This window comes from Litoreibacter sp. JB4-2, assembly GCF_055693445.1.
Genome location: NZ_CM146334.1, coordinates 1,272,540 through 1,298,668 on the forward strand (window position 1 = coordinate 1,272,540; position 26,129 = coordinate 1,298,668).

Sequence of the window (26,129 nt, forward strand, 5' to 3'; positions counted from 1 at the left end):
CTCAGCTCAACCACGGGCTTTCTCCCCCTGTTTGTCCATAAAGACGGGATCGGTGACAACTACGAAGGTGTTGATTTTGCGGACATGATCAACCAGCCGCAGGGTTTCCCCGTGCCGCGTACGACCGTTTTTCAAGAAGGCGAGCCCGAGATTGCCCAGCTCGGGCGAGGGTCCGACCGATGTGGTGTAGCCTTGGTTGTGGATCCGTGTCGCGTCCTCATCCGGCTTGAACAGGAACGCGCCCGCGCTGATATCCTTGACCGCGCCAACAGGTTGCAGCCCGACCAATTGCTCACGTGCGTTCCCCAGAAGACCGAGCCGCGCAGCGGCGGTTTTGCCGATGCAGTCCTTTTTGGGCGAGATCATCCGCTCCATCCCGATATCGAACGCCGTGACCCGCCCATGAATTTCCGCATGCGTGATGAACCCTTTTTCGATCCGCATCACATTGAGCGCCTCCATCCCGTAAGCTCCGCCGCCCAGTGGTTTGGCAGCGTCCACCAGCGCCTCAAACAGGCTTTCGCCGTAGCGCGCGGGCACTGCCAACTCATAGGCATGCTCGCCGGAGAACGAGATACGGAAGAGGCGCGCTTTGACGCCGCCAATCGACACCTCGCCGCAGGCCATGAAGGGGAAACTACCATTGTCGATCGGGGTATCGAGCGGCCCGTTCAACAGATCGCGCGACTTTGGGCCGGCGACCGCAAATTGTGCCCATTGCTCTGTCGTCGAGATGAACCGCACATCGAGTTCCGGGCGCAAACATTGATGCACAAATTCCAGATGCCGCATAACCTGGCCGGCGGCAGCCGTGGTCGTGGTCATCACAAAGTGATGCTCGCCCAGCCGCGCCGTGGTGCCGTCATCCATAACGTGGCCATCTTCGCGCAGCATCAATCCATAGCGGACCCGACCGACCTTCAGGGTGGAGAACATGTTCGTATAGACGAAGTCCAAAAAGGCAGCCGCATCAGAGCCTTGGATGTCGATCTTGCCAAGAGTTGAGACATCGCAAATCCCCACGGCGGAGCGGACCATTTTGACCTCACGTGCGCATGCCTGCTGCCACGTCGTCTCGCCCTCTTGCGGGAAATAAGACGGGCGGAACCACATCCCGGCCTCTATCATCGGCGCGCCCATGTCGCGTGATTTTGCGTCCGACGTGGTGAAGCGTTCTGGCGCAAACCCTTCGCCCTGCCCGCCCGCGCCCATGGCGGCGATTGAAACGGGCGTGTAAGGCGGACGGAACGTCGTTGTGCCCGTTTCCGGGATCGTGCGGCCCGTCGCATCGGCCAGCACCGCCAGTGCATTAACATTGGAATTTTTGCCTTGATCGGGCGCCATGCCTTGCGTCGTGTAGCGTTTCATATGCTCGACGGAGGTCATGTTCTCTTGCGCCGCGAGCTTCACGTCCTTGGTGGTCACATCGTTCTGGAAATCCAGCCAGGCGCGGCCCTTTCCTTCGACCGACCAAAGTGGGATGATCTTGTATTCCCAAGCCTCCGCCTTGGGCATGTGCGGGGTACGGGTGGTGATGCCCAAGGTTTTCAAAACCTCTTTTGCACGGGACATACCGGACGCCAAACACTCATGGGTCGAGAAGACACCATTTGCCGCGCCTGCGATCTCCATCCCCGGGATCATTCCGGGGCGCGGGACAAAAGCCGAAATGCTTTCATCCCATTGCGGGCGACCGTTCATGTGACAGGTGAGGTGCAGGGTCGGGTTCCAACCACCAGAGACCGCGACGCAATCGGCCATCACATCGCCCTGCCCTGAAATGGAAACGCCCTCGATCTGCTTACGGCCTTTGACGTTTTCGATATGCGCGCCTCTATAGATCGGGAAATCTCCCTCGATCTTGGCATCATGGCGGCTATCGACATAGGCCACCACGTTGACACCTGCCGCCGTCAGATCATGCGCTGTGCGGAACGCGTCGTCATTATTTCCAAAAACCGCGACCCGTTTGCCCGGCGCCACGCCAAAGCGGTTCACGTAACCGCGCACAGCGCTTGCCATCATCACGCCGGGCCGGTCGTTGTTCCGAAACGCAATCGGGCGTTCCATCGCGCCTGCGGCATAGACGCAGCCTTTGGCCACGATGCGCCAGAAGCATTCCAACGGTGCGCCTTTGGGGTCAGCGACATGATGCGCGACGCGTTCAAGCGCGCCGTAAGTGCCGCCATCATAGGCCCCAGTCACCGTGGTGCGTTTCATCAGGCGCACGTTTTCCATCTTCGCCAATTCAGCGATTTTCGCATCGGCCCACTCAGCGCACGGCATGCCATTGATTTCATGGGTTTCCGCGTTCAACCGCCCGCCAAAGCGGAAATCCTCTTCGCAAAGGATGACATCGGCACCAGCTTTAGCTGCTGTCAGCGCTGCCATGATCCCCGCAGGGCCAGAGCCGATCACCAGCACGTCACAGAAAGCGAAGGCCTTCTCGTAACTGTCTGAATTGCTTTGCATAGACAGTTTGCCAAGTCCCGCGGCACGGCGGATCACAGGTTCGTACGCCCGCTCCCAAAAGGCGCGCGGCCACATGAAAGTTTTGTAGTAGAAACCAGCGCTCAGGAACGGCGACAACAGGTCATTGACCTCCAGCAGGTCCCATTCCAACGAACCCCAATAATTTTGCGGGCGCGCATCGAGGCTTGCATGAAGTTCCTGCTGTGTCAGCCGCACATTTGGCGTGATCTGGTTTCCGCGATGCAGTTCGACCAGCCCGTTGGGTTCCTGGCTGCCATCAGACATGATCCCGCGCGGGCGGTGGTACTTGAACGACCTACCGACCAGCTTGACGCCATTGGCCAGCAGTGCTGAGGCCATCGTATCGCCGTCACAGCCTTGATAGGTCGTGCCGTCAAATTTGAAACTGACACGCTTGTCGCGGTTAATCTGGCCGCCCTGCCGCAACCTCATCGCGTGACCTCCGAGGCAAGCTCAACGCTCAGAATTTCATGCGTTGAGACATTGCGTTCAACCAGCAGCCAAGCGCCGCATCCAGCCTCGTGATGCCAAAGGTCTTTCGTCACCCCGGCCGGGTTTGATCGGATATGCAAGTAGCGATGCATCGCCTCCGCATCGCCCTCCGCAGGGCGATTGAGGTAGTCCTGAGCGCCCATATAGCAAAACTCACGCCTGTCACGGGTACCGCAGATCGGGCAATTGATACGCATCTCCCCGCCCCCTTAATGCAGATTGTGTTGAGAGCCGGTGCCCTCTTCATCCATCAGGTTTTCGCCCGTACGGAACCGATTAAATGTGTGGCGCTGCGCCACCTCGTGATGCGTATCCTCGGCCATCAGATGCGCCATGCACCAGCCCGAAGCGGGCACAGCCTTGAAACCGCCATAGCACCAGCCGCAATCCATATAGAGCCCATCCACTTCGGTCCGGTCGATCACGAAGGAACCATCAGGCGTCATGTCCATGATCCCGCCCCAGGATCGCAATACTTTGGCTTTGCCAATCGCTGGCATCAGGGTCATGCCCGCCTCCATCACATGTTCCATCATCGGTAGGTTGCCGCGCTGCGCGTAAGAGGCGTAGAAATCCAGATCGCCGCCAAAGACCAAACCACCCTTGTCTGACTGGCTGATATAGAAATGCCCCATGCCGTAACTGATCACGTGATCGATCGCGGGCTTAAGTCCTTCCGTTACGAAGGCTTGCAGCACATGGCTTTCAATGGGCAATTCGATCCCAGCCATGGCAGCCACTTGGCTTGAGCGCCCGGCTGTGACGATGCCAACTTTCTTGGCCCGGATCGGCCCACGGGAGGTTTGTACGCCTTGCACCACCCCGCCTTTCACGTCGATGTCCGTGACCTCACAGTTTTGTATCAGATCGACTCCCAGTTGATCCGCCCCGCGGGCATACCCCCAAGCGACCGCGTCATGACGGGCGGAGCCGCCGCGGCCATGCATCAGCCCGCCATAAATGGGGAAACGCGTATTGTCGAAATCTAGATACGGGATTTCCGCGCGCACCTGTTCGGGCGTCCACAGCTCAGCATCGTCGCCTTGGTTGATCATCGCGTTGCCGCGCCGGGCAAAAGCGTCGCGTTGTCCGTCTGAGTGGCACAGCATGATGACGCCGCGCTGCGACATCATAACGTTATAGTTGAGTTCCTGCTCAAGCCCTTCCCAAAGCTTGAGGGAGTGGGAATAGAACTCCGAATTGCCAGGCAGGAAATAATTGGCGCGGACAATGGTTGTATTGCGCCCGATGTTGCCGGAGCCAATATAGCCTTTCTCCAGCACAGCGACATTTGTCAGCCCGTGGTTCTTGGCAAGGTAGTAGGCTGTCGACAGCCCGTGTCCGCCGCCGCCGATGATGATCGCGTCATACTCAGATTTTGGTTCTGGGTTGCGCCAGACAGGACCCCAGCCCTTGTTGCCGGTCAGCCCCTCTTTCAGGATGCGAAAGGCGTTGTAACCCATGTCGGCTCTGTCTCCCTAGCAAGCGCGGTTTAGAGAACCACCGAGCCAGACGAAATTCAATGAGCACCAGAGACAAATTGCAGCATATTTACGTCAAAAACGAAAACAGGCGCCGCATGGGGCGCCTGTCATTTGCACAAGGTTTTCAAATTAAGCGAGTCTTAGTTATTCACTACGGTCGTACCGCCGCCGCCGACCGGATCGCCGTCGCCGTAATCGTCAAGGTCATCGTAGTTGGACGCGTATGCTGGTTCATCTGTCTTTTTGAGGCTCAATGCGAAGCGCGGACGCGTCACGAACGTGTTGCGATACACTTTATCTTTGATCCACACACGGAAGATCGGTTGGTAGGAGACGGCCGTCTCTGTAACGACGACCGCATCAAGATGACCCATAGAAGGGATCCAGGACACGTCGTTATCCAAGTCTTGTTGTGTCAAGTCGGTCATGCCATTTGGCCCATAGGACCAACGCAAGCGATATTTGTTCGCGTCCGGAACATTCTCGTTATACTCGACCAACGAGATCCGCATGCGCGGCTTAGCAAAGCTCGGGATCATATAGTCCATGATGTCGAGCATATCGTCCATGAACGGCTCGTTTACCGTTTCTTGACGCGACAAGACATCGCTGACGGCGTAGCTTGCTTTGAGTACCAGCGTTTTTTGACGGTAGGCGTCGAACCAGACGAACATGGCGCAGTAGAAAAACGCCAACATTGGCATCATCAATGCCGCTTCAACGGTCACCGTGCCCTCGTCACGCCGCAATGCATAGGTCAAGTTTTCCCGAAGGTAGGCCAGTCGGCTTTTGATCCTGATCATTAACTTGGCTCCTGTGCAAAAATCGAACTTGCAACGAGCTGCAAGTTGCCGGCCGGATCCTTTTTCAACATTGCGCCCAAGCCCAAAGTCGGAAAAATCGGGTCGATCACGTAGCAGGCCCGAATAAACATCAGGTCGCTATCGCGCCCATTGGTAAAAGTGGTCACCGGAATGGCAGCGGCGTCTTTGTCGATGCAGGTTGCGCGCACTTTGGGCAGCGCGAAGGCGGATCGATCGATAACCTGCATTTCAAGCAGCAAGCTTGAATGGCAATCCTTTAGCAAGCCTGCATAGTCACACACGCTGTCGCGAATTTCGTCGCGCGAGTACGTGGTGTCAGTGCCAAGACGAACATCGCGCATTGCCTTGTCCATCCCATGTTCGAGCATGGTCAGGCGCATCGTGGCCATGCCCAGCTCAAAAGTGGAGACGAACAAGAGCAAGAACACCCAGACGACGATCGCAAATTCGAAGGACGCGGTCCCGTCCTCTTCTTTCGCGAGGCGCCACAGTTTGTTCATTTTACGCAGTGTCATGATTTACATGCCTTAGTTGGTCAGCTTCAAGCGCTGAATTGTGCCGGCAATCTTGCCAAACGCGTCCTCAAGCTCAGAGCCTTGTACCCGGAAGAAGTTGTTCTCCGAACTGGCGCATTGCTCCATGATGCCGGCTGAGTGGTTCGACACTTCAAACCCGACGGTGAAGATGATGACGTCTTCATTTTTAGCCGCAGTACAGGCGTCCAGCAGGCGCGTATCTTTAGCGGAGCCATTGATCTTGCCAGTCACCGCATTGACGAAGTCGTAGTATTCCCAAGCCTGCCACTTTTCGGCGTAGTAGTAGTAATAGGCCAGGTATTTGATACCCATCATGTTCCAGACCTCGGGCCAGTCCAATTCAACGGCGTTGAATGGATCGCGTTGTTGGCTGTCACGATAGTCAGTCCAGTGCTCACCCTTAGAGATGAAGTAATCATCTGCTCCAGATTGCGGCTTGTAATAGGATAACCACGTTGAGCCCGATATCGCATTGGCGTCCTGGTTCATCCACAACCCGGATGGGCCTTCTTTATATTGGTCCTTCAAAGTATATTGCGTGGTGTTGATACCATCGGTCATGACCACCATGATCTTTTTGGTGTTCTTGCGACCGTATTGATACGGACGCTCATCAAAAACGTCCGGAATGCGGATCGGTGCCTCAACGACGTTGTTGTCGGCATCGCGCAATGGCGAACCATCGGCATCAACCGGATCAGCACCATCTTTTGTCAAAACGCTTGAGCCCTCAGGGATGTTATCAAACAACTCCTCAGCGCTCGCGTTTAGGAAGTAAGACCCCCACTTCACTCCGATATCGCTCGATGTGTTACCGCCAGCTTCGAGATTGTTGATAATCTCTTTCAGCGCAGCGGCGTTCTGCGACATCAGCGTTACTTCGGACGCTTCCGTGTTGGAGCATACAAAAGCACGATAGTTGTTGTCGTCAGATGTTATGTGAGGGTGGTTGATAGTCGTGTAATACGGGTCAAAGTGCCCAGTGCGCTGCAATTCGTCAGCGTTGCCCATAATGCTCGACGTGCCGGTGAATAAGCTCAAATCACCCAGGCTGGCGGCGTTACCCAATTGCTCTGTCAGCTCGACAGTTTTGAAATCATCGCGTTCGAAATCGACGCAATGGGAGTAGCTATGTTCATCTGTCACGTTCAGCTGATCAAGGATGTCTTTGCCGACGTTAACTTGCATGTTGTAGGGAATGATATTGATCGACACGCGGTCGGCATTGTCCGCTGTCAGCAAGATGTCAAAGAAGTCTCCAGCGGCTTCTTGAAGGGCTTCCAGCTTGGTGCGCGTCCCGGTTTTGTCGTTCCAGCCCATGGAGCCAGAAATGTCTACGACAAGACTGATTTCGACGTCTTGCTTGCTTTCATATGCAATGCTGCGACCAGATGTCTGCAGCTGCTCAATCCCGATAAGATTCATGAAAAGGCTTTTCACCTTTGTTTCAGCCGTAACCAAAACGGTGCGTGAAGTCGCGTCGCAGCGCCCATCGACGAAGAACTTGGTCGTATCGAGGTCTGCTTTGTTGAAGTAATCGGTCGCGATTGCCTTACAGTCCACCGAAGGCGCGTTCATGCTGGCTGATGCCAGTGCAGCACGGTCGAGCGTATATTGCATGCGGGCGCGTTCGTGTTCGAAACGCATCAAGTCGATCCCAATTCCGCCAACCCAGAGCATCATCACAAAAATCGTAAGACTAAATGCAATCATTGCGCCGCCTTCTTGACGGCGGAACCCCTTTGCACGCGCCGCAATACGGCTGGCAGCCAAGGTCATAAAGTTAGATCGTTTCAAGTCACTCATGACTTTCCTTCCCCGCGCTCTGGCAGCGCAATAGCTCTGACAATCTGGATCTCGTCCGTCTTTTAAGGAAGCCCAGAACTATGGCATGAATTTGGCGGAAATGACCTCAATTCGGGTGCATTTTGGGCGCATTAGCCCCATCTTTAACGCCAAATTAACTAAACTCTTATCGTTGTTCCCAAACCGGCACTAATCTCGATGACATGACATTTACGCAGCGCAATCACCAAAAAACGATACCAGCTCGCTTCGATATTGGGGTTGAATTGCGTTGTAAATTCGACCAGCGTGAGTTTTTAAGCTGCCTATTTTTTAGGCATTCTATGCAGCCCCTTTTCTCCAACTTCAGGTAGACCCATGAGCCCGAACACAGAACCCTCCTTCCGCGATTCCGTTGAGCTGATGTACAGCCGCGCCGTAAAATTGATTGAGCTATCACCCGGGCTTGAGGAGAAAATACGCGTCTGTAACGCCACCTATACCGTGCGGTTCGGGGTCCGGCTGCGCGGCCAAATCCACACGTTTACCGGTTATCGGGCCGTGCATTCAGAGCATATGGAACCGGTAAAAGGCGGCATCCGCTTCTCTCTGGGTGTGAATCAGAACGAGGTCGAAGCCCTGGCGGCGTTGATGACATTTAAATGCGCGCTGGTGGAAACGCCGTTTGGCGGCTCAAAAGGCGGGCTTTGCATCGACCCCCGCGAATGGAACGATGATGAGCTGGAACAGATCACCCGCCGCTTCGCCTATGAACTGGCCAAGCGCGACCTGATCCACCCATCCCAAAACGTGCCCGCCCCCGATATGGGCACTGGCGAACGCGAGATGGCATGGATTGCCGACCAATACGCGCGGATGAATACGACCGATATCAACTCGCGGGCCTGCGTGACCGGCAAGCCGATCAATGCTGGCGGCATCCAGGGCCGGACTGAGGCCACCGGGCGGGGCGTTGAATACGCGCTACAGGAATTCTTCCGCTATCCGGAAGATATTGCCAAGGCCGGGCTGACCGGCACGCTGAAAGGCAAGCGCGTGATCGTGCAAGGCTTGGGCAATGTGGGGTATCACGCAGCGAAATTCTTGTCAGAGGAGGACGGATGCCTGGTCACTGCCGTGATTGAACGCGACGGTGCCATCCATGATGAGGCGGGCATTGATGTCGAAGACCTGCGCAGCTGGATTGCCGATCATGGTGGCGTGTCGGGCTACCCGAAAGGCGCCTATGTGCAAGACGGGTCCAACGCGTTGGAATATGAATGCGACATTCTGATCCCGGCGGCATTGGAAGGCGTCATCAATCTTGGCAATGCCAAAAACATCAAGGCGCCGCTGATTATCGAGGCTGCGAATGGTCCGGTGACGGCCGGGGCGGATGAAATTCTGCGCGACAAGGGCTGCGTGATCATCCCTGACCTTTACGCCAATGCTGGCGGTGTGACCGTATCCTATTTCGAGTGGGTCAAAAACTTGAGCCATATCCGCTTTGGTCGGATGGAGAAGCGTCAGGAAGAGGCGCAGCACCGGTTGCTCATCGATGAGCTTGAACGCCTGTCAGCCGACAAGGGTCTGGGCTGGGAGCTGTCGAAAGACTTCAAGGACAAGTTCATGCAGGGCGCAGGCGAGTTGGAGCTGGTCCGCTCCGGCCTGGATGACACGATGCGCACGGCCTACCAAGCAATGCGCAAAGTGTGGCACGAACGCGATGACGTCCCGGATCTGCGTATGGCGGCTTATCTGGTCTCGATTGACCGGATCGCGTCAAGCTACCGCGCCAAAGGGCTCTAGAGCCCGTCGATCACGCCATCCCGCGTTGCAATCATGGCCGCCAACGTGTCGGCCATGATTTTCCCTTGCGAGCCCGGCGTCACACCTCCAATGCCGATACGTTTGCCAATGCGCCACCAAAGGCCCGGCGCCCATGAAAACGGGTACTTCACCTTCAACGTCACAAGAAAGCCGTTTGACGGCTTGAAGGCAAAAAACGACCGATCGATTTTGTGAATGTCTTCAATTTTGCAAATCAACGTGCCGTCTGACAGGCGCAGCTCGTCTTCAGTCAACTCGATCATCCGGCCCGTGACTGTCCACATGCGCCAGCCACCATAAAGGCTGACGCCTCCAATACCCACGAGCAGCAAGGCAAATGCGGCTGATGGTGGCTGCGTGATCGCGATATAGACAAGCAAGCCGCCCAAACCGTAAAGAACCGCCGTCCCAAAGGCGCGCCTGGGCGCAGATGGCACGATAGCTGTGATCACGTCTGACATGGGCGCAGTTCCTTCCAAAGCTTGGCGACGGGCTTAGCGGCTCAATGCGCTATGCTCAACCGCGATTGGGGACCACTTCGTAACCAGGCTCCTCCGGCTCATCATCGACCAGCTCTGTCGGGAAACCGGGCGCGCGGATGTCCAGCCCTGTTGCGTCTTCAAGCCGGCGGATGATGTCGTCAGACTGCGCCCGCTCCCCGTAGCGCGCTTGCCCATCTTTGAAAATGTCGATCAGCTTTGGCGACAGCTCTAACGGCACGCCGTTCCGGTCTGCAATTTCCTGAAACAGACCAATGTCTTTCAAAACCAAATCCATGGTGAAATCGACACAGCGCGAGCCGTTCAGGATCACCTGGCTTTCAGTTTCATGCGCGAAGGAGGTCCCCGACGAGATCTTGATCGCCTCATAGGTTGTCGCCAAGTCCATGCCCGCAGCCTTTGACACCACCAAGGCTTCACACACGCTGAGCAGGTTTGCCGTGGCCAAATAGTTTGTCATCACCTTCAGCATCGACGCCGTGCCCAATGCGCCCGTGTGTAGCACACGGCGCCCCATGGTCGTCAGCAACGGCAAAACGCGTTCAAAAGTGGCCCGGTCACAGCCAGCAAAGATCGAGATATTTCCCGTATCCGCCCGGTGACACCCGCCCGAGACCGGGCAATCAACCGCCGCCGCCCCGGTGGCAATGACTTTCGCGCCCAACCTCTTGATTTCCGCCTCGTCGGTGGTCGACATCTCCAGCCAAATTTTGCCGGGCCCGCAGGCCTCCAACAACCCGTCTTCCCCTTCGACAACCGCGGCCGAGATCGTAGGATGCGGCAAACAGGTGATGACAATGTCGCAGACTTCCATCATTTCCCGTGGGCTGTCGGCCGATTGGGCCCCTTTGGCAACGGCTGCGGCAACCAGCGCTTCATCCAGATCGCGCACGGTCACGTCCAACCCGTTACGAATGAGCGAACCTGACAGCTTGCCGCCGACATTACCCAACCCGATAAACCCTATTTTCATGCTCAAGCCTTCACATTTCTTCTTCTGTCGAGGCCATGATTTGAACGGTGTTCGCGACATGTCGCCCCCATTTGCGACGGTTAGGTGAAACAAAAGCGCCCAAACGCACAGAAACGGTGCGGACCTATGATTGTCGGGACGCAATCTGACGCTTAGGTCTAGCGCAAAGGAGGACCAAGTTATGTCCATCAGACCCGTAAAAGAAACTTCCCAAGCCGTCCCCACCATGGAAGGTGCAGGCGTCCATCTGCATCGCGCATTCGGTTTCAGCGACCCGACCATGCTGGACCCGTTCCTGATGATGGATGATTTCCGCAATGATGATCCCGCGCATTACGAGCGCGGTTTTCCTTGGCACCCCCATCGCGGGATCGAAACCATCACATATGTCCTTAAGGGTGAGGTCGAACATGGCGACAGCCTTGGAAATACCGGTACGTTGAAAGACGGCGCTGTGCAGTGGATGACCGCAGGATCAGGCATCCTCCATCAGGAAATGCCCAAGGGCAACGCGCAAGGCCAGATGCACGGTTTCCAACTTTGGGCGAACCTGCCGGGCTCGCTTAAAATGACAGCGCCGCGCTACCAGGACGTCCAAGGCACTGAAATCCCTGAAATTACCGATGATGACGGCACCACAGTGCGTGTCGTGATCGGCGAATTCTGGGGACAGAAAGGCCCGGTCGACGGCATTGCGGCAGATCCACAATTTCTGGATATCTCCGTCCCAGCGGGCGTGCGCAAGACTTTCAAGGTCAATACGTATCGCCGCGCTTTTGCCTATGTGTTTGAGGGCGCAGGCTCATTCCGTGACGCGTCTCAACCAGCAGGGATACTTCTGGAAAAAGAAGTCCAGGGCGAGGAAGTCAACATCCGCGATCTGTCCGGCGACCGAACCCTTGTGCAGTTCGGCACAGGCGACGAGGTAACCGTTCAGGCGGGGGAAGCAGGCATTCGTTTTCTGCTGATTTCAGGCGCGCCAATTAAGGAACCCGTCGCCTGGCATGGGCCCATTGTGATGAACACCCAGGAAGAACTAATGCAGGCCATGCAAGACCTGCGCAATGACAAGTTCATCAAGCCCGCTCATTGAGATTTAGGGGCCATTTAGGTGGCCCCTAAAGCATCCCCTGCCAGGCAAAAACGCCCGCCGTCGCGCCCGCAATGATCAGAAATTGGCCTGCGATCTTGGCCATGAAATTGTAGCGCTTCCGCGACCGTTCGACGGCGACATCGATCCCTGTCAGATACCGGACCACCAAATCGTAAGACTTGGACACCGCCTTGCCGTCCACCGTCATGGCAAGTTTGGGATGTTGGATATGCGCCTGCGCCTCGACCAGCCTTTCGCCGGCCCGACGAATACCGCGCGGCAGCTTGCGCGCGCTGTAGTTCAGCCGCTTCTCTAAAGTCGCGCCCTTGGCGCCGAGCCGCTCGGAAAGCAGGTCAGAAATGCGCCCTGCAAGCTGGTTGATGACAACCGGTTCCATATGGAATTACCCCCTAAATACTATCTTAACACTCTAGCCCATCTCCCAACGGCTAGCCAAGGCCTGCGGGCCGTGCTAGCGGAAACACTATGTTGAAGACCATAGAATATGGCGCGCCGGGCCTGCCCCGTTTGTTGATCGCGCATGGGCTTTTCGGCTCTGCGCGCAACTGGGGCGTGATCGCAAAAAGGCTTTCGGATCAGTATCTTGTCACGACGGTCGACATGCGCAACCACGGCGATAGCTTCCGCGCTGACACGCAAACATACCACGATATGGCCAATGATTTGGCGGAGGTTTTGGGGGGCTTGGGGCTTCCAATGTGATGGGCCATTCGATGGGTGGGAAGGCGGCGATGGTGTTGGCGGTTGAGCATCCGGAGCTGGTGGAACGGCTTGTTGTGGCCGATATTGCGCCCGTGGGCTACACGCACACGCAAGCGCATCTTATTGAATTCATGAGAAAAATTGACCTCACGCAGGTCAACACACGAGGTGATGCGGACCGGCAGTTGGCGGAATTCATCGCGGAAGACGGAATCAGGGCGTTTTTGCTGCAATCATTGGACGTAAGGGCCAAGGAATGGCGGATCAATCTGGACGTTTTGGACGCCCAAATGCCTGATATCATTGGCTTTCCTGAACTCACCGGCGAATTTACCAAGCCCACGCTGTTTTTGTCGGGCGGGGCGTCGGATTACGTGCTGCCGGAGCACAGACCTGCGATCAAGCCCCTGTTTCCAAAGGCTAAATTTGCGAAAATCCCGGATGCAGGTCATTGGTTGCACGCCGAAAAGCCGCGGGAATTCGAAGCAGCGCTGCGTTTCTTCCTAAATCAGAGCTAAATCCCGGTTTTTGTACATTTTGTACAAAATTTCAAACCCCCAAACCCCATTTTGTACAGAATTTTCCGGACCGAATCCTAAACAAAGCGTAAATTCAAGCAACCGACCAAATCCGCGCATAAGAAAAGGCGTCAGGCGGTGTGTGGGGCGAGCCCCGCAACCACGTGCCTTGCGGCACATCCTGACGCCTTCCTTGAACCTATCATCCCCCCAGAGGGCGAGTTTTGGCCCAGCTTGCTTTGAGGCTTTCACCTCATCGCCGAGACACCCGGTTCTGCAACCCCGCGCCTCTCGCATCTGCCCTGTTGATACCCGTCTCCGGCATGGCGCTTTCGCCCCTACCCGGCCTGACCTGCATCCCCGTGGTCTTTACAGATCGAACCTGAAGCCTAGGGCCCCTATCCCGATCCGCCAGTTCCCCCAGAGGGTCTTCCGCGTCCACTGCTTCGTTCTGTGAACTCCGCTGCGGTGACGACAGGTTGGGCCTGCTGGGCCCGTTCTAGCAAATGATTTTTACGAAACGACATGCATTTCTTGGGGATGAAAACCTGCCTTCACGGTGGATCGTCATGTGGATGATTTGGGGAGGGTTTTGTTTTTCCCCGGCCCCGCCCGGACTTGCGGCAGGATAGCAATTGAACGCTGCGGCGCGGCGTCAAAATAAGCGATGCACAGCTCCAAACATCCCTGAAACAATTAAAAAGCGAGCATCACCAGCGACAGCGTGACGATACCGAGACTCAAAAACGTCGTAGAAGACAGCATAATGACATTCCCCTGATGATCTTGAGGGCTGTCTAATTTGCTGACTGGACCAAATTACGGGGAAAACCGGCGCGGAAGGGACAGGACGCCACGTCATTTCAAATGACGCCGCGTCAAAACCGGCCTAGGCGGCGGTTTTTTCCGGCTCCGCTGGTTTTTCCGTGGCCTCGGTTGCGGGTTTTTCATCCGCTGGCTTTGCCTCTTTGGCCTCGGGTTTTTCCGCTTTTGGCGTTTCTTCTGGCTTTTCTTCTGGCGCAGGCAGGGCGAGCGCCTCGTCGGGCATCTGTTCGGGCAGGTCGATCTCCAACAGGCCCGTCTCTAGATTCACGGCGATCTTGGCCTTCACCGCCATCGCGCCGAGGATTTCATTCACCTCCCCCAAAGCGCGCACCACCGTCTCGCGCTGCGTTTCCTTGACGACGGCCTCTTCGGGTTTCTTGCCGAATAGAAATTTGAACATTGTGTGCGGTCCCCTCATGACTGGCTATGATTGGGATATAGGTGGGAAGCGCCCGGGTTTCAGGGGGAAAACGGGGGTTGGACGGCTTTGGGAGGGGGAGTGCGTGGTTTTTGGGCGCAGTGCGTAAGAGTTGGGCGGGTTCGGGGTTGAAACGGCTGTTCCCGGCCCAGCGGCCGAACCGAGGGGCGGATAAGGCGCTGAAAGCGCCCGCCCCGTGGGGGCGGTTCGGGCGCTGCCAAAATCGGAGATTTTGGTATTGGAACAAACATCATTCTCGATGAGGTTTACGCTCTGCCAATGACAAACCAATTGAGCTTTCAAAAGAATAGAGCGCCGTTTCCTTTGTATATAAAATTACGCCATCAGCCGTTGGAGCAATGACACTTACTACAAATTCTCTTCCGCTAACCTTTCTGACTAGATCAAATGTCTCACGAACATCTACAGCACGCATGGTCCCAAAAGCGCAGGTCAGCAGAATGAAGACCAACGCTCCACTTATTAAATCGTCAAGACCAAGGCTTGAACTATCATCATCGGTAGTTTCAGATCTGCTATATTCTCGCAAAAAACTGAGATCAAAAACAAATCCCTCTTTTTCGAAATCATAAACAAACAAGCAAAAATAAACCGTTGCTCCTGCCAAAGTTAAAGCTACGCCATTCCAAAAGCCAACATAAACTATACCAAACACAAAAACCGTTGTCAGCAGCGTAATTCGGAACGAATTCCTTTCGTACCAAGTGATCGGTAAAAAACTCTGAAGTTTTCGAGTACGGAAATTCACTATCCGGCCTTGAACTGCATCAAAATTTTTGTTTTCGGAAAGCCTTTTTCTTGCCAACTGCATTGACTCGGCTAGAGAAAGCTTGTGTTTTCGCCACGTTGTCGGATAACGCGTGTAGCCTCTCTTTCCATAGACATAGTCGAGCCTCAAAGCATACATAAAAGCCACAAAACCAAAGACTAAGCGTGGTGCTAATCGGACTATGAAAGATGTAAGCGCGAACAGAACTAAGTACTCTGCCGCAAAAGAAAATCGAAATTCGATGCTTACCAAACTTCTGATGCCAATAGGGATCGAAATCGAAAAGAAATAGTAATGAAGCGCCGCACAACTGAGTAAAATCCCAATCAAGGTCGCAATTTTTTCAAGAGTTATCCGCTGAAATTTCATATATGTTCCAAATTCGCTAACCCGCAAACACCCAGATTTTCAGGGATGTGGGCCCGCAATTTTTCTCTGCAAAACTGCTTACGCCCACCAGCCTTTCTCAGCGCGTCAAAAAGACGGCTTCAGCCGTCCATTTTGAGAGCGCTGATAAAGGCTTCCTGCGGGATATCAACCTTCCCGAACTGCCGCATCTTTTTCTTACCCGCCTTCTGCTTGTCCAAAAGCTTCCGCTTCCGGGACGCGTCGCCGCCGTAGCATTTGGCGGTGACGTCTTTGCGCATGGCGGCGAGGGTTTCGCGCGCGATGATGCGGCCTCCGATGGCGGCCTGGATCGGGATTTTGAACATGTGGCGGGGGATGAGGTCTTTGAGCTTTTCGACCATGGCGCGGCCGCGCGCCTCGGCCCGGTCGCGGTGGACCATGATGGAGAGCGCGTCGACGGGCTCGTCATTCACCAGGATTTGCATCTTGACCAAAAAGTCCTCCCGGTAACCGGTCATCTGGTAGTCGAATGACGCGTAGCCCTTGGTGACGGATTTCAGCCGGTCATAGAAGTCGAACACCACCTCATTGAGCGGCAGGTCATAGACCACCATGGCGCGGGTGCCGGCATAAGTCAGGTCCTCCTGGATGCCGCGGCGGTCCTGACAAAGCTTGAGCACATCGCCCAGGTATTCGTCGGGGACCAGGATGGTGGCCTTGATGCGCGGCTCTTCGAGGTGGTCGACATGGGTGAGGTCGGGCATGTCGGCGGGGTTGTGCAGCTCCACCATTTCGCCGTCGCGCATGTGGACATGGTAGATGACCGACGGCGCGGTGGTGATCAGGTCGATGTCATATTCGCGCTCCAGCCGGTCGCGGATGACCTCGAGGTGCAGGAGGCCAAGGAAGCCGCAGCGGAAGCCGAAGCCGAGGGCGGCGGAGGTCTCCATCTCGTGGCTGAAGGAGGCGTCGTTGAGGGCGAGCTTTTCGATGGCGTCGCGGAGGTCTTCGAACTGGGCTGAGTCCACCGGGAAGAGGCCGCAGAACACCACGGGCTGGGAGGGCTTGAAGCCGGGCAGCGGCTCGGTCGTGCCCTTCTTCTCATGCGTGATCGTGTCGCCAACGCGGGTGTCGCGGACCTGCTTGATGGAAGCCGTCAGGAAGCCGATCTCGCCGGGGCCAAGCTCCGCGATGTCTTCGCGTTCGGGCTTGAAGACCCCGATGCGGTCCACGTGGTGGGTTGAGTTGTTCGACATCATCTTGATCCGTTCGCCCTTTTTCAGGACGCCGTCGATGATGCGGACTAGGACGATGACACCGAGGTAGCTGTCATACCAACTGTCGACCAGCATGGCTTTCAGGGGCTCGTCGCGGTCGCCTTTGGGGGCGGGCAGCTGGGTGACGATGGCCTCAAGCGTTTCATGGATCCCCTGCCCCGTCTTGGCGGAGACCTGGATGGCGCCGGTGGCGTCGATGCCGATCACATCTTCGATCTGTTCCGCCACGCGGTCGCAGTCTGACGCAGGCAGGTCGATCTTATTCAGCACCGGCACGATGTCATGGTCGGCGTCGATGGCGTGGTAGACATTAGCGAGCGTCTGGGCTTCGACGCCTTGACTTGAATCGACGACCAGCAGGGAGCCCTCGACGGCGCGCATGCTCCGGCTGACCTCGTAGGCGAAATCGACGTGGCCGGGGGTGTCGATCAGGTTCAAGACGTAATCCTGCCCGTCATCGGCTTTGTAATCGATCCGGACCGTGTTGGCCTTGATGGTGATGCCGCGCTCGCGCTCGATATCCATGCTGTCGAGCATCTGCTCCTTCATGTCCCGCTCGGCGACGGTGTTGGTCTCCTGAATGAGACGGTCGGCGAGCGTGGATTTGCCGTGGTCGATATGGGCCACGATGGAGAAATTGCGGATATGTGCGAGATCGGTCATGGGGAGGATATGCGGTGGAAAGGCGGTTTGGTCAAGCGGGCGGGTCCCCCGCATGCGGGGAATCTGGCAAGCCCATGATATCGCTTCCCTTTTGAAATTTCTTTACCGCTTGTTAACCCACGATTTTCGCACCCAGGCACCGTTCAAGCGCGCATATGTTCTGGCCTTACACCCCTCGCCCGTGCATGCTGAGGCTATGCCAGCCAAACTCCCCCTCCGCATTGCCGACATTCGTGTCCCTGTGAAACGTAAGAAAACGCTGGAGGCGGAAAAGGTCGAGGCGCTTGCGGAAGATATTTTGGAGAACGGCCAGCCCCCCATCCGCGTGCAGGAAGATGGCAAAGGGTTTGTGCTGATCGAAGGCTACCACCGGCTGGAAGCCATGCGTGCGCTGGGCGAGGGGATGATCGAGGGGTATATCGTGGCGGCGCGGTTGCATTGAGGGGTTTGCAACCAACCTATAAAGAACTGAGCACGGAGCATTTTATGGCAAACTCATTTGAAGAATTGCCCTTTGACAAATGGCTCATGACGCAAGAGCAGCGTGTCTCAATCGGATTAGCGACGCGCGCGGCGCTGCGTGCGCTTCCGGTACTAACAAAAGATGTCAACCTTAGCGCACAAAGCCAAGAGCAAGCCGCAACTCTCTTAACGAGCCTTAGAGCTTTGTTAACCTGTATCGTGGCCGCAACTGGCAGCATGACAGAGCTAAAAAGCTACTTCTCAAAAGCCTCTCGTTTGTCAAAAACGCTTGGGACCTATGCATCTGAACTCCAAAAAGATGAACCCTCTTACAAAGCGCTGATCGCAATTTCTTCAGCATGCCAAGCGGCTTGCAATTCCGGAGTGCAAGACCTCGTTGTCGTTCAGGAGAATGCAGCGGTAAATGCAAACACTGCTATCGAACAGGGAATTTGGTCATGCCAAGCTTTCACTCTTGGCGATAGCGCAGCGCGGCAATCCATGAGCTCTGATGCGCGTTCACTCAACAAGGCCGCCAGCAACGAAACGCGCGTACTTTTTAGGCGCGCACTTTGGGGCAAACACGTCAAGCAATCTGTTGCCGAAGGTTGGGATGCGTTTAGGCAAAGGAACGCCCGGCAGGCTGATTGGCAATTTTGGATCGAATGGTATGACGCACTCGAAGCTGGCGCACCACTAGACTGGCGTTTGTTGCGGCGTATTAGCGCTATCTCCGAAGAAATTTGGGCTGAAGGACCGCGAAGCGTCGCCATCACAATTCAAACAATCAAGGCTCAGCACCTGATCGAACAAACGGAGCTGGCTGAAGAGGTTTACTTCCATCGCGAAACCGCTCGGGCAGCACGTAGCTTTATCAAACCCAGAAAACCTAGAACTATAAACGTTCTATTGGAAGTCCTTCGGGATGATCTTGAGGACGCCACAGCTGGAAATGCGCTTACACCGGGCTCCTACGACTACCGAACGCTCGACCGGACTTTGACGAAATACGCCGACAACCCGGAGCGGGTAGAAATGGATGTTGTCAAAATCTGGGGCTCGTTACAGGTGCAGATGAACAAAGGCTATCTGCCAGACGCACCGGAACTGATGGGGCTTTGCAAAACGCTGGATGAGGTGAAGAACGAAATTCACGCGAACCACCCAGAGATCAAGACGGCCCGCGCAAAGCGGATGTTGGAGGCTGTGCGCGGGGCCTCGGATGAAGAGAAGCAAGCTATTTTGGACGGGCTCCCCGTGATCCGTGAGGTGGCAGAGTCAGAATTTGCAGAAGAAATCATCGAGGACCTGCAAGAGATCGTGAATGAAGACGGCGTTGCGCTCGATGGCGACGCGAGCGCAAGCACTGATGCCGTTGCACGCTCGGGCAATCGGTTGGCCAAGATATGGCTGGTTTTGAAAGCGACAGTCGCCGGAACGGGTGTTACGGCTGGGGCTATTGTCGCTTTAGATCAAGCGATCCCGATACTGCAGCCGCTTTGGCAGATCATGTCGCGGCTTCTAGGGTTAGGCTAGGGCTGATCGCAGGTATCGCCCGGCAGCGCCCGCCCCCCGCTTTGCCAAAGGCAAACCTGCGGTTTGACGGGAGGGCGCTTTGCACCCACCCCGAGGTCCGGGCACAGAGCTCTGGCCTTATCGCCGCGCGCGGTGCAGGGTGGTGGCATGCCAGCCAAACTCCCCCTCCGCATCGCCGACATTCGTGTCCCCGTGAAACGTAAGAAAACACTGGAGGCGGAAAAGGTCGAGGCGCTTGCGGAAGATATTTTGGAGAATGGCCAGACCACCCCGATCCGCGTGCGTGAGGACGGCAAAGGGTTTGTGCTGATCGAAGGCTACCACCGGCTGGAAGCCATGCGCGCTTTGGGCGAGGAGATGATCGAGGGGTATATCGTGGCGGCGCGGCTGCATTGAGGTGCGTGAAGCGGCTTTGGCCTATGGCGGCAATTGGCTGCATTTCACCGGATGCTGCATCACGCATGAATGGCCAAGAGGCGCAAAGAGCTGCTGATGGCACCAACTAGGACGACGACCCTTTCGCAGCATCAATCGCTGCCTCCAGCACGGTCTGATCCCCGATGTGGTTGGCTAAGATCAAGATCAACCTCGCATTAAGTGCGTGCATGTCAGCCTCACTTTGCCCGTCATGGGCAGCAAGAAGGGCTGCGTAGAAATCATCAGCGTTTTCTAGGTTCGGGGCGGTGTTTAACTGGATCATGCTTTTGTCCCTCCAACTGCGCGCTGAACTGCATCTGTGACCGCATCCGCATTAAATTCCGCCCACCGCGCCGCGACATGTTGGTCGGGTCGAATGAGGTAAACGGCTGAGGTATTACCGCCTAAATACCGCTCAGCGACTGCCCCTATTGGGTCGTCAGCACCCGTTATGGTCACGACATCCATTTGGGCGTTCGGTGCTGTCAGATCACTGGGACCATCGGCGCCGATGAACAGTATCGCAAACCGGCCGCCGAGTTTTCCTAGCAAATGCCCATTTGCCAAAGGCGCATCAGGGCATGCGCTGCCCGGGCGGCTTCCGGCAGGTCCATTTGGCAAAGCGTCTTCGCTGTTCAGCAAGGATGCATCATAGGTGCAGGGCACCGACAGCCGACCGGAATTGACCAAAGGTCGTGCAAAATCATGGTGTTCCACCAGATCAAGAACCGCATCGCGGAACAGCGTATGGGCGGGGTTGCGCGGTGTCAGGAAATCGGCTGTGCGGCTGGAGTTTTTGATGTTCTCCATCGCGCCATATTTGCGCTCGTCGTGGTAGCTATCGAGCAGCGCATCGTCCGCTCCGTCGTTGATCACGGCAGCCAGTTTCCACCCGAGGTTGTCAATGTCCTGCATTCCGCCATTGGCACCGCGGGCGCCGAAAGGGCTGACCTGATGGGCCGCGTCACCTGCAAAGAACACCCGCCCATGGCGGTATTTTTCCATCGTGCAGCAGCGGAATGTGTAGATCGACGTCCAGACCAGTTCAAAGTCAATATCCGCGCCAATCATCGCCGAAACCCGTTCGCTGATACGCTCCGGTTTCAATTCGGCAGCGCGGTCAATGTCCCACCCCAATTGGAAATCAAGACGCCAAACATCATCGGGCTGTTTGTGCAGCAACGCCGTTTCGCCGCGATTGAAAGGCGGGTCAAACCAGAACCGGCGCTCAACCGGGAAATCCGCCTCCATCTTGATGTCCGCGATGAGGAAGTTGTCCTCAAACACGCGGCCATCGAAATCGAGGCCCATCATGGCGCGTGTGGGGGAACTGGCCCCGTCACAGGCGACCAGATAATCGGCCTCAAGTTGGTAAGGGCCATCCGGCGTATCAATGTCCAACACAACATGGTCCGCCTTTTGGTCCACCGCCGTCACACAATTTTGCCCGCGAATTTCTATGGGCGCTCCTGTGGCCTGCTGCTGTCGGATTTCTTCGACGAGGAACTGTTCGAAATAGGGTTGTTGCAGGTTGATGAAGGCCGGGTGTTTGTGGCCCTTTTCGGGGAGGAGGTTGAAGTTATACACCTCCCGCTCATCGCGGTACACGCGCCCGACATTCCACACGACACCCTTGTCGACCATCGGATCCGCGCAGCCCAAACGGTCGCAAATTTCCAGCGTCCGTTTGGCAAAACAAATCGCGCGGCTGCCCGTACCAACACCGTCATGGTCATCAAGAACCAAACACGGCACGCCCTTTTTCCCGAGATCAAGCGCGAGGCCCATCCCGATCGGGCCGCCCCCCACAATCACCACGGGGTGACGTTTTGGATTTGGCGCGTCCTGGTCCGCGACCTTTTCATAGGGGTACAGCTTGAACGCCGTTTGGTATCTGACAGCAACCATAGTGACTTACCCCTGAAGGGCCTCCCACATTTCGATGTCGCGCTTGTCGGTCCAGATACGTGGGTGATGGATGCCGCGCGCTTCGTCATAGGCGCGGGCTACGTTGAAGGGCAGGCAATGTTCGTAAATCGCGTAGTCTGCAAATTTTGGGTCACATTCGGCGCGCACGGCGTCCCATGCGTCTTTCAGGCTACCGCCTTTGACGGCAACACGCGCCGCTGGTGCATAGGTCGAGTTCACGAAATCGCGGGTGCTTTCGATGGCGCGTTCCACAGCATCTTTGCCAATCAATGCACCTCCACGGCCCGGTGCGATAGCATCCACATCATAGGCTTTGATCGCGTCAAGCGTGTTGCCCCAATCGGCAAAGTGGCCATCGCCGCAATAGCAGGCTGAGTGATCTTCAACGATGTCGCCTGTGAACATGACATTTTGATCAGGCACGTGGATAACGGCATCACCCGCAGTATGGGCGCGACCAATCTGTTTGATATCAACGCGGCGGTTGCCAAGGAACACCGTCATGCTGTCGCTGAATGTCGTGGTCGGGTAAGTCAGGCCCGGAATGCTTTCATGGCCTTCAAAGAGACGTGGGAAGCGCTGGAATTCACTGTCCCAATCTTCTTGGCCGCGTTCCATCACCATCGAGCGCGCCGCATCAGACATGATGATCTGTGATGCGCCAAAGGCAGACGCGCCCAAAACGCGCACGGCGTGGTAGTGGGTGAGCACAACGTGGCTGATGGGTTTGTCGGTGACTTCGCGCACTTTTTCGATGACCTTGCCGGCAAGTCGCGGTGTTGCCTGAGCCTCGATGATCATGACGCTGTCATCACCGATGATCACGCCAGAATTCGGGTCCCCTTCGGCCGTGAAGGCGTAGAGCCCCTCACCGATTTCATCGAAGGTGATTTTCTTTTCAGTCATGTCCCCTTGGGATGCGAATGCTTTTGCCATTGTTCTGGTCCTTATTCAGGGAATGATTTTGCAGGGAGGATTGTGCCGGTGCAGGCACCAAATCCAATTTGATAACCTTCACCTTTTGCGGCACCCGTCAGTGTCAACGTGTCACCGTCTTCGATGAATGTGCGGGTTTCGCCGGTGTCGAGCGTCATCGGTTCTTTGCCGCCCCATGTGAGTTCCAGGAGAGAGCCGCGTTCGGATTTCTCAGGGCCGGAGATCGTGCCGGAGCCAATCAAATCACCAACGTTCATCGCGCAGCCCGATGTTGCGTGATGCGCCAATTGCTGGGCGGCGGAATAGTACATCTGGTTGTAGTTGGTGCGCGCGATGGTTGTGGCTGTCTTACCCTTTGGGGCCATCGTCACATCCAAGTCGATATCATAGAGCATCGGGCCGGGCTCAACCAAATGCGGCAGCAGTTCTTTTTCGCGCGCGGGCGTACTGGTGCGGAAAGGCTCAAGCGCTGCTTTGGTGACGATCCACGGGCTGATGGAAGTCGCGAAGGCCTTGGCTTGGAAGGGCCCAAGCGGTTGGTATTCCCACGCTTGGATGTCGCGCGCGGACCAGTCGTTGAGAAGGACATAGCCAAAGATCATATCGTCGGCTTGTTGCACCGTGACCGGATCACCCATGGCATTCGCGCCGCCGATGATGGCACCCATCTCAAGCTCAATATCCAGTCGTTTGCAGGGGCCAAATGAGGGCACCTCCGCGTCTGGTGCTTTGGTTTGGCCGTTCGGGCGGACGATATCTGTGCCGGACACAACGACAGTTGATGCACGGCCATTGTACCCAATCGGGATGTGCAGCCAGTTCGGCGGCAGTGCATTCTCTGGGCCACGGAACATGGTGCCCACGTTCATGGCATGGTGTTTGCCTGCGTAGAAATCTGTGAACTCAGCAACCTTGAAGGGCATCTGCATTATGACATCGGTCTGCGCGACGAGGTAGTCAGGCAGGGCATCTGAGCCTTCGGCAAGAAGCTCAGTCAATCGCGCACGCAAAGCAGACCAAGCCTCGGGGCCGAGATCCATCACCTCGTTCCAGTAAGGCACATCAAAAACAGGCGCGCCCAAGTCGATCAGACCGTCGCCTTCGGCTTTGCACAAATCAAAAATCATGTCGCCAATGGCCACACCGCAACGCGGCATGGTTTCGGGATCGGTCGAGAACACCCCGTAAGGCAGGTTATTGAGCGGAAACGGCGTGTCGGCGCTATTCGCGCTTTCGACCCATGAACGGAGCAATGTCATTTGATTTCTTTCGCATCAGGTTGGTTGTAGGGGTGGGCAGCCATAATGGCAGGAACGGCCAAGCAATTGGCGGTTATTCGGGTCAGGTTTGGAAAGGCATCGAGCGCGACATCCCAACGTTCAGCATTGTACATTTGCGATACGATGCACAGGTCGGCGAGGTTCGGCGTGTCACCAAATGCAAAGGGCGTATCGGCGGGCAGTTGCGCCTCTACGGCAGTAAACCCCTTGGTCATCCAACCTTGCATCCATGTCTTTTTCTGCGCAGGCGTTGCCCCGAAATCAGAGCCCAGCGTTTGGACGACGCGCAGGTTGTTGACCGGGTGAATGTCCAAAGCGATGCCGTGGGCCACCGCCAAAACCCGTGCGCGTTCCATCGGGTCGGTTGGGATCAGACGCGGCTCGGGCCAGATTGCGTCAATATAATCAAGGATCGCCATCGATTGCGTTAAGATCGCGCCGTCATTCAGCACCAGCGTTGGCACCCCTGCGCTTGGGTTAAGTGCTGTATATTCGGGGTCCTTTTGTGCGCCAGCGACCAGATCCACAGGCACCGTCTCATAGGACAGCCCCTTGAGGTTCAACGCCGCGCGGACGCGGTAGGATGTTGTGGATTGCCAGTAGCTGTAGAGCTTCATTTCAGCCCCGGCGTGCCGTCGAACTTTTTCTCGAGGCTTTCCCAGCAATCAATGTAGTCGTCCTGCAGCGGTGCTTCTTTACCGGCAAAGGTCGTCAGATGTTGAGGGAAGCGGGTTTCGAACATGAAGGACATGGTGTTGTCCAGTTTTTCCGCTTTCAGGTCTGCATTCGATGCGCCTTCGAAGGCGTTTTTGTCGGGCCCGTGGGGCAACATCATGTTGTGCAGGCTCACGCCGCCCGGAACAAACCCTTTGGGTTTGGCATCGTACTGGCCATAAATGTTGCCCATCAGCTCGGACATGATGTTCTTGTGATACCACGGGGGCCGGAACGTATCCTCGGCCACCATCCAACGTTCGCGGAACAGAACAAAGTCGATATTCGCGGTGCCTTCCTGGCCAGACGGCGCTGTGAGGACTGTAAAGATCGACGGATCAGGGTGGTCGAACAAGATCGCGCCGACAGGGCAGTAGGTTTTCAGATCGTATTTGCAGGGCGCGTAATTTCCATGCCATGCAACCACATCCAAGGGCGAATGGCCGATCTTGGTTTCATGGAACTGGCCGCACCATTTTATGGTCACTGTGGACGGTGTTTCGCGATCTTCAAACGCCGCAACCGGTGTTTTGAAATCACGCGGGTTGGCCATGCAATTGGCCCCGATTGGCCCGCGACCGGGCAGTTCGAATTTCTGGCCGTAGTTTTCACAGACAAAGCCGCGACACGGGCCTTCAAGAACCTCAACGCTGTAAACCAAACCGCGTGGAATAATCGCAATTTCCTGCGGCGCGACGTCGAAAACACCCAATTCGGTACAGAACCGCAGATGACCTTCTTGAGGCACCACAAGCAGTTCGGAATCCGCGGAATAGAAATAGGCGTCCACCATGCTTTCGGTCACAAGGTAGATGTGAGACGCCATGCCCACCTGCGTGTTCACGTCACCGGCGGTGGTCATCGTGCGCATGCCGGTGAGCCATGTCAGGGGCCGGTCGGAATGCGGGACGGGATCCCAGCGATACTGCCCTAAGGAGGTCACATCCTCGACCACGTTGGGGGCCGATTTCCAATAGGGCAAATCGATCCGTTCATAGCGGTGGGAATGTTTGACGGAGGGGCGAATACGGTAACACCACGTCCGTTCGTTCTGATGGCTTGGCGCGGTAAAAGCCGTTCCGGAAAGCTGCTCGCCATACAGACCGTAGTTGCATTTTTGCGGGCTGTTCATCCCCTGCGGCAAGGCACCGGGAAGGGCTTCCGTCTCAAAATCATTGCCAAAGCCGGGCATGTAACCTGCATGAGTGCCGACAGTTGTACTTGCTTGCTGTAATCCGTGCGGCGCGCTGAGCTTGTTCATGGAACCCCTCCTAAATCTCACA

The 26,129-nt window shown here is 56.2% G+C and carries 23 protein-coding genes and 1 pseudogene; 6 read left to right on the forward strand and 18 right to left on the reverse strand.

What is annotated here, in order from left to right:
• Positions 1–6: 6 nt before the first annotated feature.
• The 6 genes from ACZ1G7_RS06390 to ACZ1G7_RS06415 form a co-directional block, all read right to left on the reverse strand.
• Entirely contained in the window at positions 7–2,925 is a 2,919-nt protein-coding gene (locus ACZ1G7_RS06390) for a sarcosine oxidase subunit alpha family protein (protein WP_472662987.1), read from the reverse strand.
• Positions 2,922–3,182, reverse strand: a complete 261-nt coding sequence (locus ACZ1G7_RS06395) for a sarcosine oxidase subunit delta (RefSeq protein WP_472662988.1) — start codon at positions 3,180–3,182, stop codon at positions 2,922–2,924. Before ACZ1G7_RS06395 ends, ACZ1G7_RS06390 begins: the two co-directional genes overlap by 4 nt.
• A gap of 12 nt (positions 3,183–3,194) precedes the next feature.
• Positions 3,195–4,448, reverse strand: coding sequence for a sarcosine oxidase subunit beta family protein (locus ACZ1G7_RS06400; RefSeq protein WP_472662989.1), 1,254 nt, complete (start codon positions 4,446–4,448; stop codon positions 3,195–3,197).
• 161 nt (positions 4,449–4,609) lie between these two features.
• Positions 4,610–5,272, reverse strand: coding sequence for a TadE/TadG family type IV pilus assembly protein (locus ACZ1G7_RS06405; RefSeq protein ID WP_472662990.1), 663 nt, complete (start codon positions 5,270–5,272; stop codon positions 4,610–4,612).
• Positions 5,272–5,808 (reverse strand): TadE/TadG family type IV pilus assembly protein, encoded by a 537-nt coding sequence (locus ACZ1G7_RS06410; protein ID WP_472662991.1) that lies wholly within the window; start codon positions 5,806–5,808, stop codon positions 5,272–5,274. The genes ACZ1G7_RS06405 and ACZ1G7_RS06410 overlap by 1 nt, the downstream gene beginning before the upstream one ends.
• Before the next feature lie 12 nt (positions 5,809–5,820).
• On the reverse strand, positions 5,821–7,635 hold the full coding sequence (locus ACZ1G7_RS06415; protein ID WP_472662992.1) for a TadE/TadG family type IV pilus assembly protein: 1,815 nt from the start codon (positions 7,633–7,635) through the stop codon (positions 5,821–5,823).
• A 357-nt stretch (positions 7,636–7,992) separates the two neighbouring features.
• On the opposite strand from ACZ1G7_RS06415, the gene ACZ1G7_RS06420 reads away from it, so the two are divergent.
• Complete coding sequence (locus ACZ1G7_RS06420; RefSeq protein WP_472662993.1) at positions 7,993–9,423, forward strand: Glu/Leu/Phe/Val family dehydrogenase; 1,431 nt, start codon at positions 7,993–7,995, stop codon at positions 9,421–9,423.
• On the opposite strand, the gene ACZ1G7_RS06425 is transcribed toward ACZ1G7_RS06420, so the two are convergent.
• Both ACZ1G7_RS06425 and ACZ1G7_RS06430 read right to left on the reverse strand, forming a co-directional pair.
• Positions 9,420–9,905, reverse strand: a complete 486-nt coding sequence (locus ACZ1G7_RS06425) for a hypothetical protein (protein ID WP_472662994.1) — start codon at positions 9,903–9,905, stop codon at positions 9,420–9,422. The two genes, ACZ1G7_RS06420 and ACZ1G7_RS06425, sit on opposite strands and share 4 nt — an antisense overlap.
• Before the next feature lie 55 nt (positions 9,906–9,960).
• A complete protein-coding gene (locus tag ACZ1G7_RS06430; RefSeq protein ID WP_472662995.1) occupies positions 9,961–10,917 on the reverse strand; it encodes an NAD(P)-dependent oxidoreductase in 957 nt (318 codons plus the stop codon).
• Between the two features lie 181 nt (positions 10,918–11,098).
• On the opposite strand from ACZ1G7_RS06430, the gene ACZ1G7_RS06435 reads away from it, so the two are divergent.
• Positions 11,099–12,010: a pirin family protein gene (locus tag ACZ1G7_RS06435; RefSeq protein ID WP_472662996.1), complete on the forward strand. Its 912-nt coding sequence runs from the start codon at positions 11,099–11,101 to the stop codon at positions 12,008–12,010.
• A gap of 25 nt (positions 12,011–12,035) precedes the next feature.
• Here the strand turns inward: ACZ1G7_RS06435 and ACZ1G7_RS06440 are convergent, their stop codons facing one another.
• Positions 12,036–12,407, reverse strand: coding sequence for a hypothetical protein (locus ACZ1G7_RS06440; RefSeq protein ID WP_472662997.1), 372 nt, complete (start codon positions 12,405–12,407; stop codon positions 12,036–12,038).
• Positions 12,408–12,496: 89 nt separating this feature from the next.
• Between ACZ1G7_RS06440 and ACZ1G7_RS06445 the strand changes: the two are divergent.
• Positions 12,497–13,251 (forward strand): annotated as a pseudogene (locus tag ACZ1G7_RS06445) (alpha/beta fold hydrolase).
• A gap of 889 nt (positions 13,252–14,140) precedes the next feature.
• On the opposite strand, the gene ACZ1G7_RS06450 reads toward ACZ1G7_RS06445, so the two are convergent.
• From ACZ1G7_RS06450 to lepA, 3 genes are all read right to left on the reverse strand, one after another.
• Positions 14,141–14,476, reverse strand: coding sequence for a hypothetical protein (locus ACZ1G7_RS06450; protein ID WP_472662998.1), 336 nt, complete (start codon positions 14,474–14,476; stop codon positions 14,141–14,143).
• A 268-nt stretch (positions 14,477–14,744) separates the two neighbouring features.
• On the reverse strand, positions 14,745–15,653 hold the full coding sequence (locus ACZ1G7_RS06455) for a hypothetical protein (protein ID WP_472662999.1): 909 nt from the start codon (positions 15,651–15,653) through the stop codon (positions 14,745–14,747).
• Between the two features lie 119 nt (positions 15,654–15,772).
• Complete coding sequence (lepA, locus tag ACZ1G7_RS06460) at positions 15,773–17,572, reverse strand: translation elongation factor 4 (protein ID WP_472663000.1); 1,800 nt, start codon at positions 17,570–17,572, stop codon at positions 15,773–15,775.
• 196 nt (positions 17,573–17,768) lie between these two features.
• Between lepA and ACZ1G7_RS06465 the strand changes: the two genes are divergently transcribed.
• The 3 genes from ACZ1G7_RS06465 to ACZ1G7_RS06475 all read left to right on the forward strand — a co-directional run bounded on the left by ACZ1G7_RS06465 (position 17,769) and on the right by ACZ1G7_RS06475 (position 19,966).
• Positions 17,769–18,014 (forward strand): ParB N-terminal domain-containing protein, encoded by a 246-nt coding sequence (locus ACZ1G7_RS06465; RefSeq protein ID WP_472663001.1) that lies wholly within the window; start codon positions 17,769–17,771, stop codon positions 18,012–18,014.
• Positions 18,015–18,019: 5 nt separating this feature from the next.
• Positions 18,020–19,570 (forward strand): hypothetical protein, encoded by a 1,551-nt coding sequence (locus ACZ1G7_RS06470; RefSeq protein ID WP_472663002.1) that lies wholly within the window; start codon positions 18,020–18,022, stop codon positions 19,568–19,570.
• A gap of 147 nt (positions 19,571–19,717) precedes the next feature.
• Positions 19,718–19,966 carry a ParB N-terminal domain-containing protein gene (locus ACZ1G7_RS06475; protein ID WP_472663003.1) on the forward strand — a complete coding sequence of 83 codons (249 nt, stop codon included), beginning with the start codon at positions 19,718–19,720 and terminating at the stop codon, positions 19,964–19,966.
• A 106-nt stretch (positions 19,967–20,072) separates the two neighbouring features.
• Here ACZ1G7_RS06475 and ACZ1G7_RS06480 read toward each other — a convergent pair whose 3' ends face one another.
• From ACZ1G7_RS06480 to hmgA, 6 genes are read right to left on the reverse strand one after another with little or no spacing between them, the layout of a single operon-like run.
• Complete coding sequence (locus ACZ1G7_RS06480; RefSeq protein WP_472663004.1) at positions 20,073–20,270, reverse strand: DUF2783 domain-containing protein; 198 nt, start codon at positions 20,268–20,270, stop codon at positions 20,073–20,075.
• Positions 20,267–21,895, reverse strand: coding sequence for an FAD-dependent oxidoreductase (locus tag ACZ1G7_RS06485; RefSeq protein WP_472663005.1), 1,629 nt, complete (start codon positions 21,893–21,895; stop codon positions 20,267–20,269). Before ACZ1G7_RS06485 ends, ACZ1G7_RS06480 begins: the two co-directional genes overlap by 4 nt.
• A gap of 6 nt (positions 21,896–21,901) precedes the next feature.
• Positions 21,902–22,852 (reverse strand): MBL fold metallo-hydrolase, encoded by a 951-nt coding sequence (locus ACZ1G7_RS06490; RefSeq protein ID WP_472663006.1) that lies wholly within the window; start codon positions 22,850–22,852, stop codon positions 21,902–21,904.
• A gap of 11 nt (positions 22,853–22,863) precedes the next feature.
• Positions 22,864–24,111 (reverse strand): fumarylacetoacetase, encoded by a 1,248-nt coding sequence (fahA, locus tag ACZ1G7_RS06495; RefSeq protein ID WP_472663007.1) that lies wholly within the window; start codon positions 24,109–24,111, stop codon positions 22,864–22,866.
• The gene (gene maiA, locus ACZ1G7_RS06500; RefSeq protein WP_472663008.1) at positions 24,108–24,749 is read right to left on the reverse strand and encodes a maleylacetoacetate isomerase; all 642 of its coding nucleotides are present in this window, start codon (positions 24,747–24,749) and stop codon (positions 24,108–24,110) included. The genes fahA and maiA overlap by 4 nt, the downstream gene beginning before the upstream one ends.
• Positions 24,746–26,107 carry a homogentisate 1,2-dioxygenase gene (hmgA, locus tag ACZ1G7_RS06505; RefSeq protein ID WP_472663009.1) on the reverse strand — a complete coding sequence of 454 codons (1,362 nt, stop codon included), beginning with the start codon at positions 26,105–26,107 and terminating at the stop codon, positions 24,746–24,748. Before hmgA ends, maiA begins: the two co-directional genes overlap by 4 nt.
• Positions 26,108–26,129 lie beyond the last annotated feature (22 nt).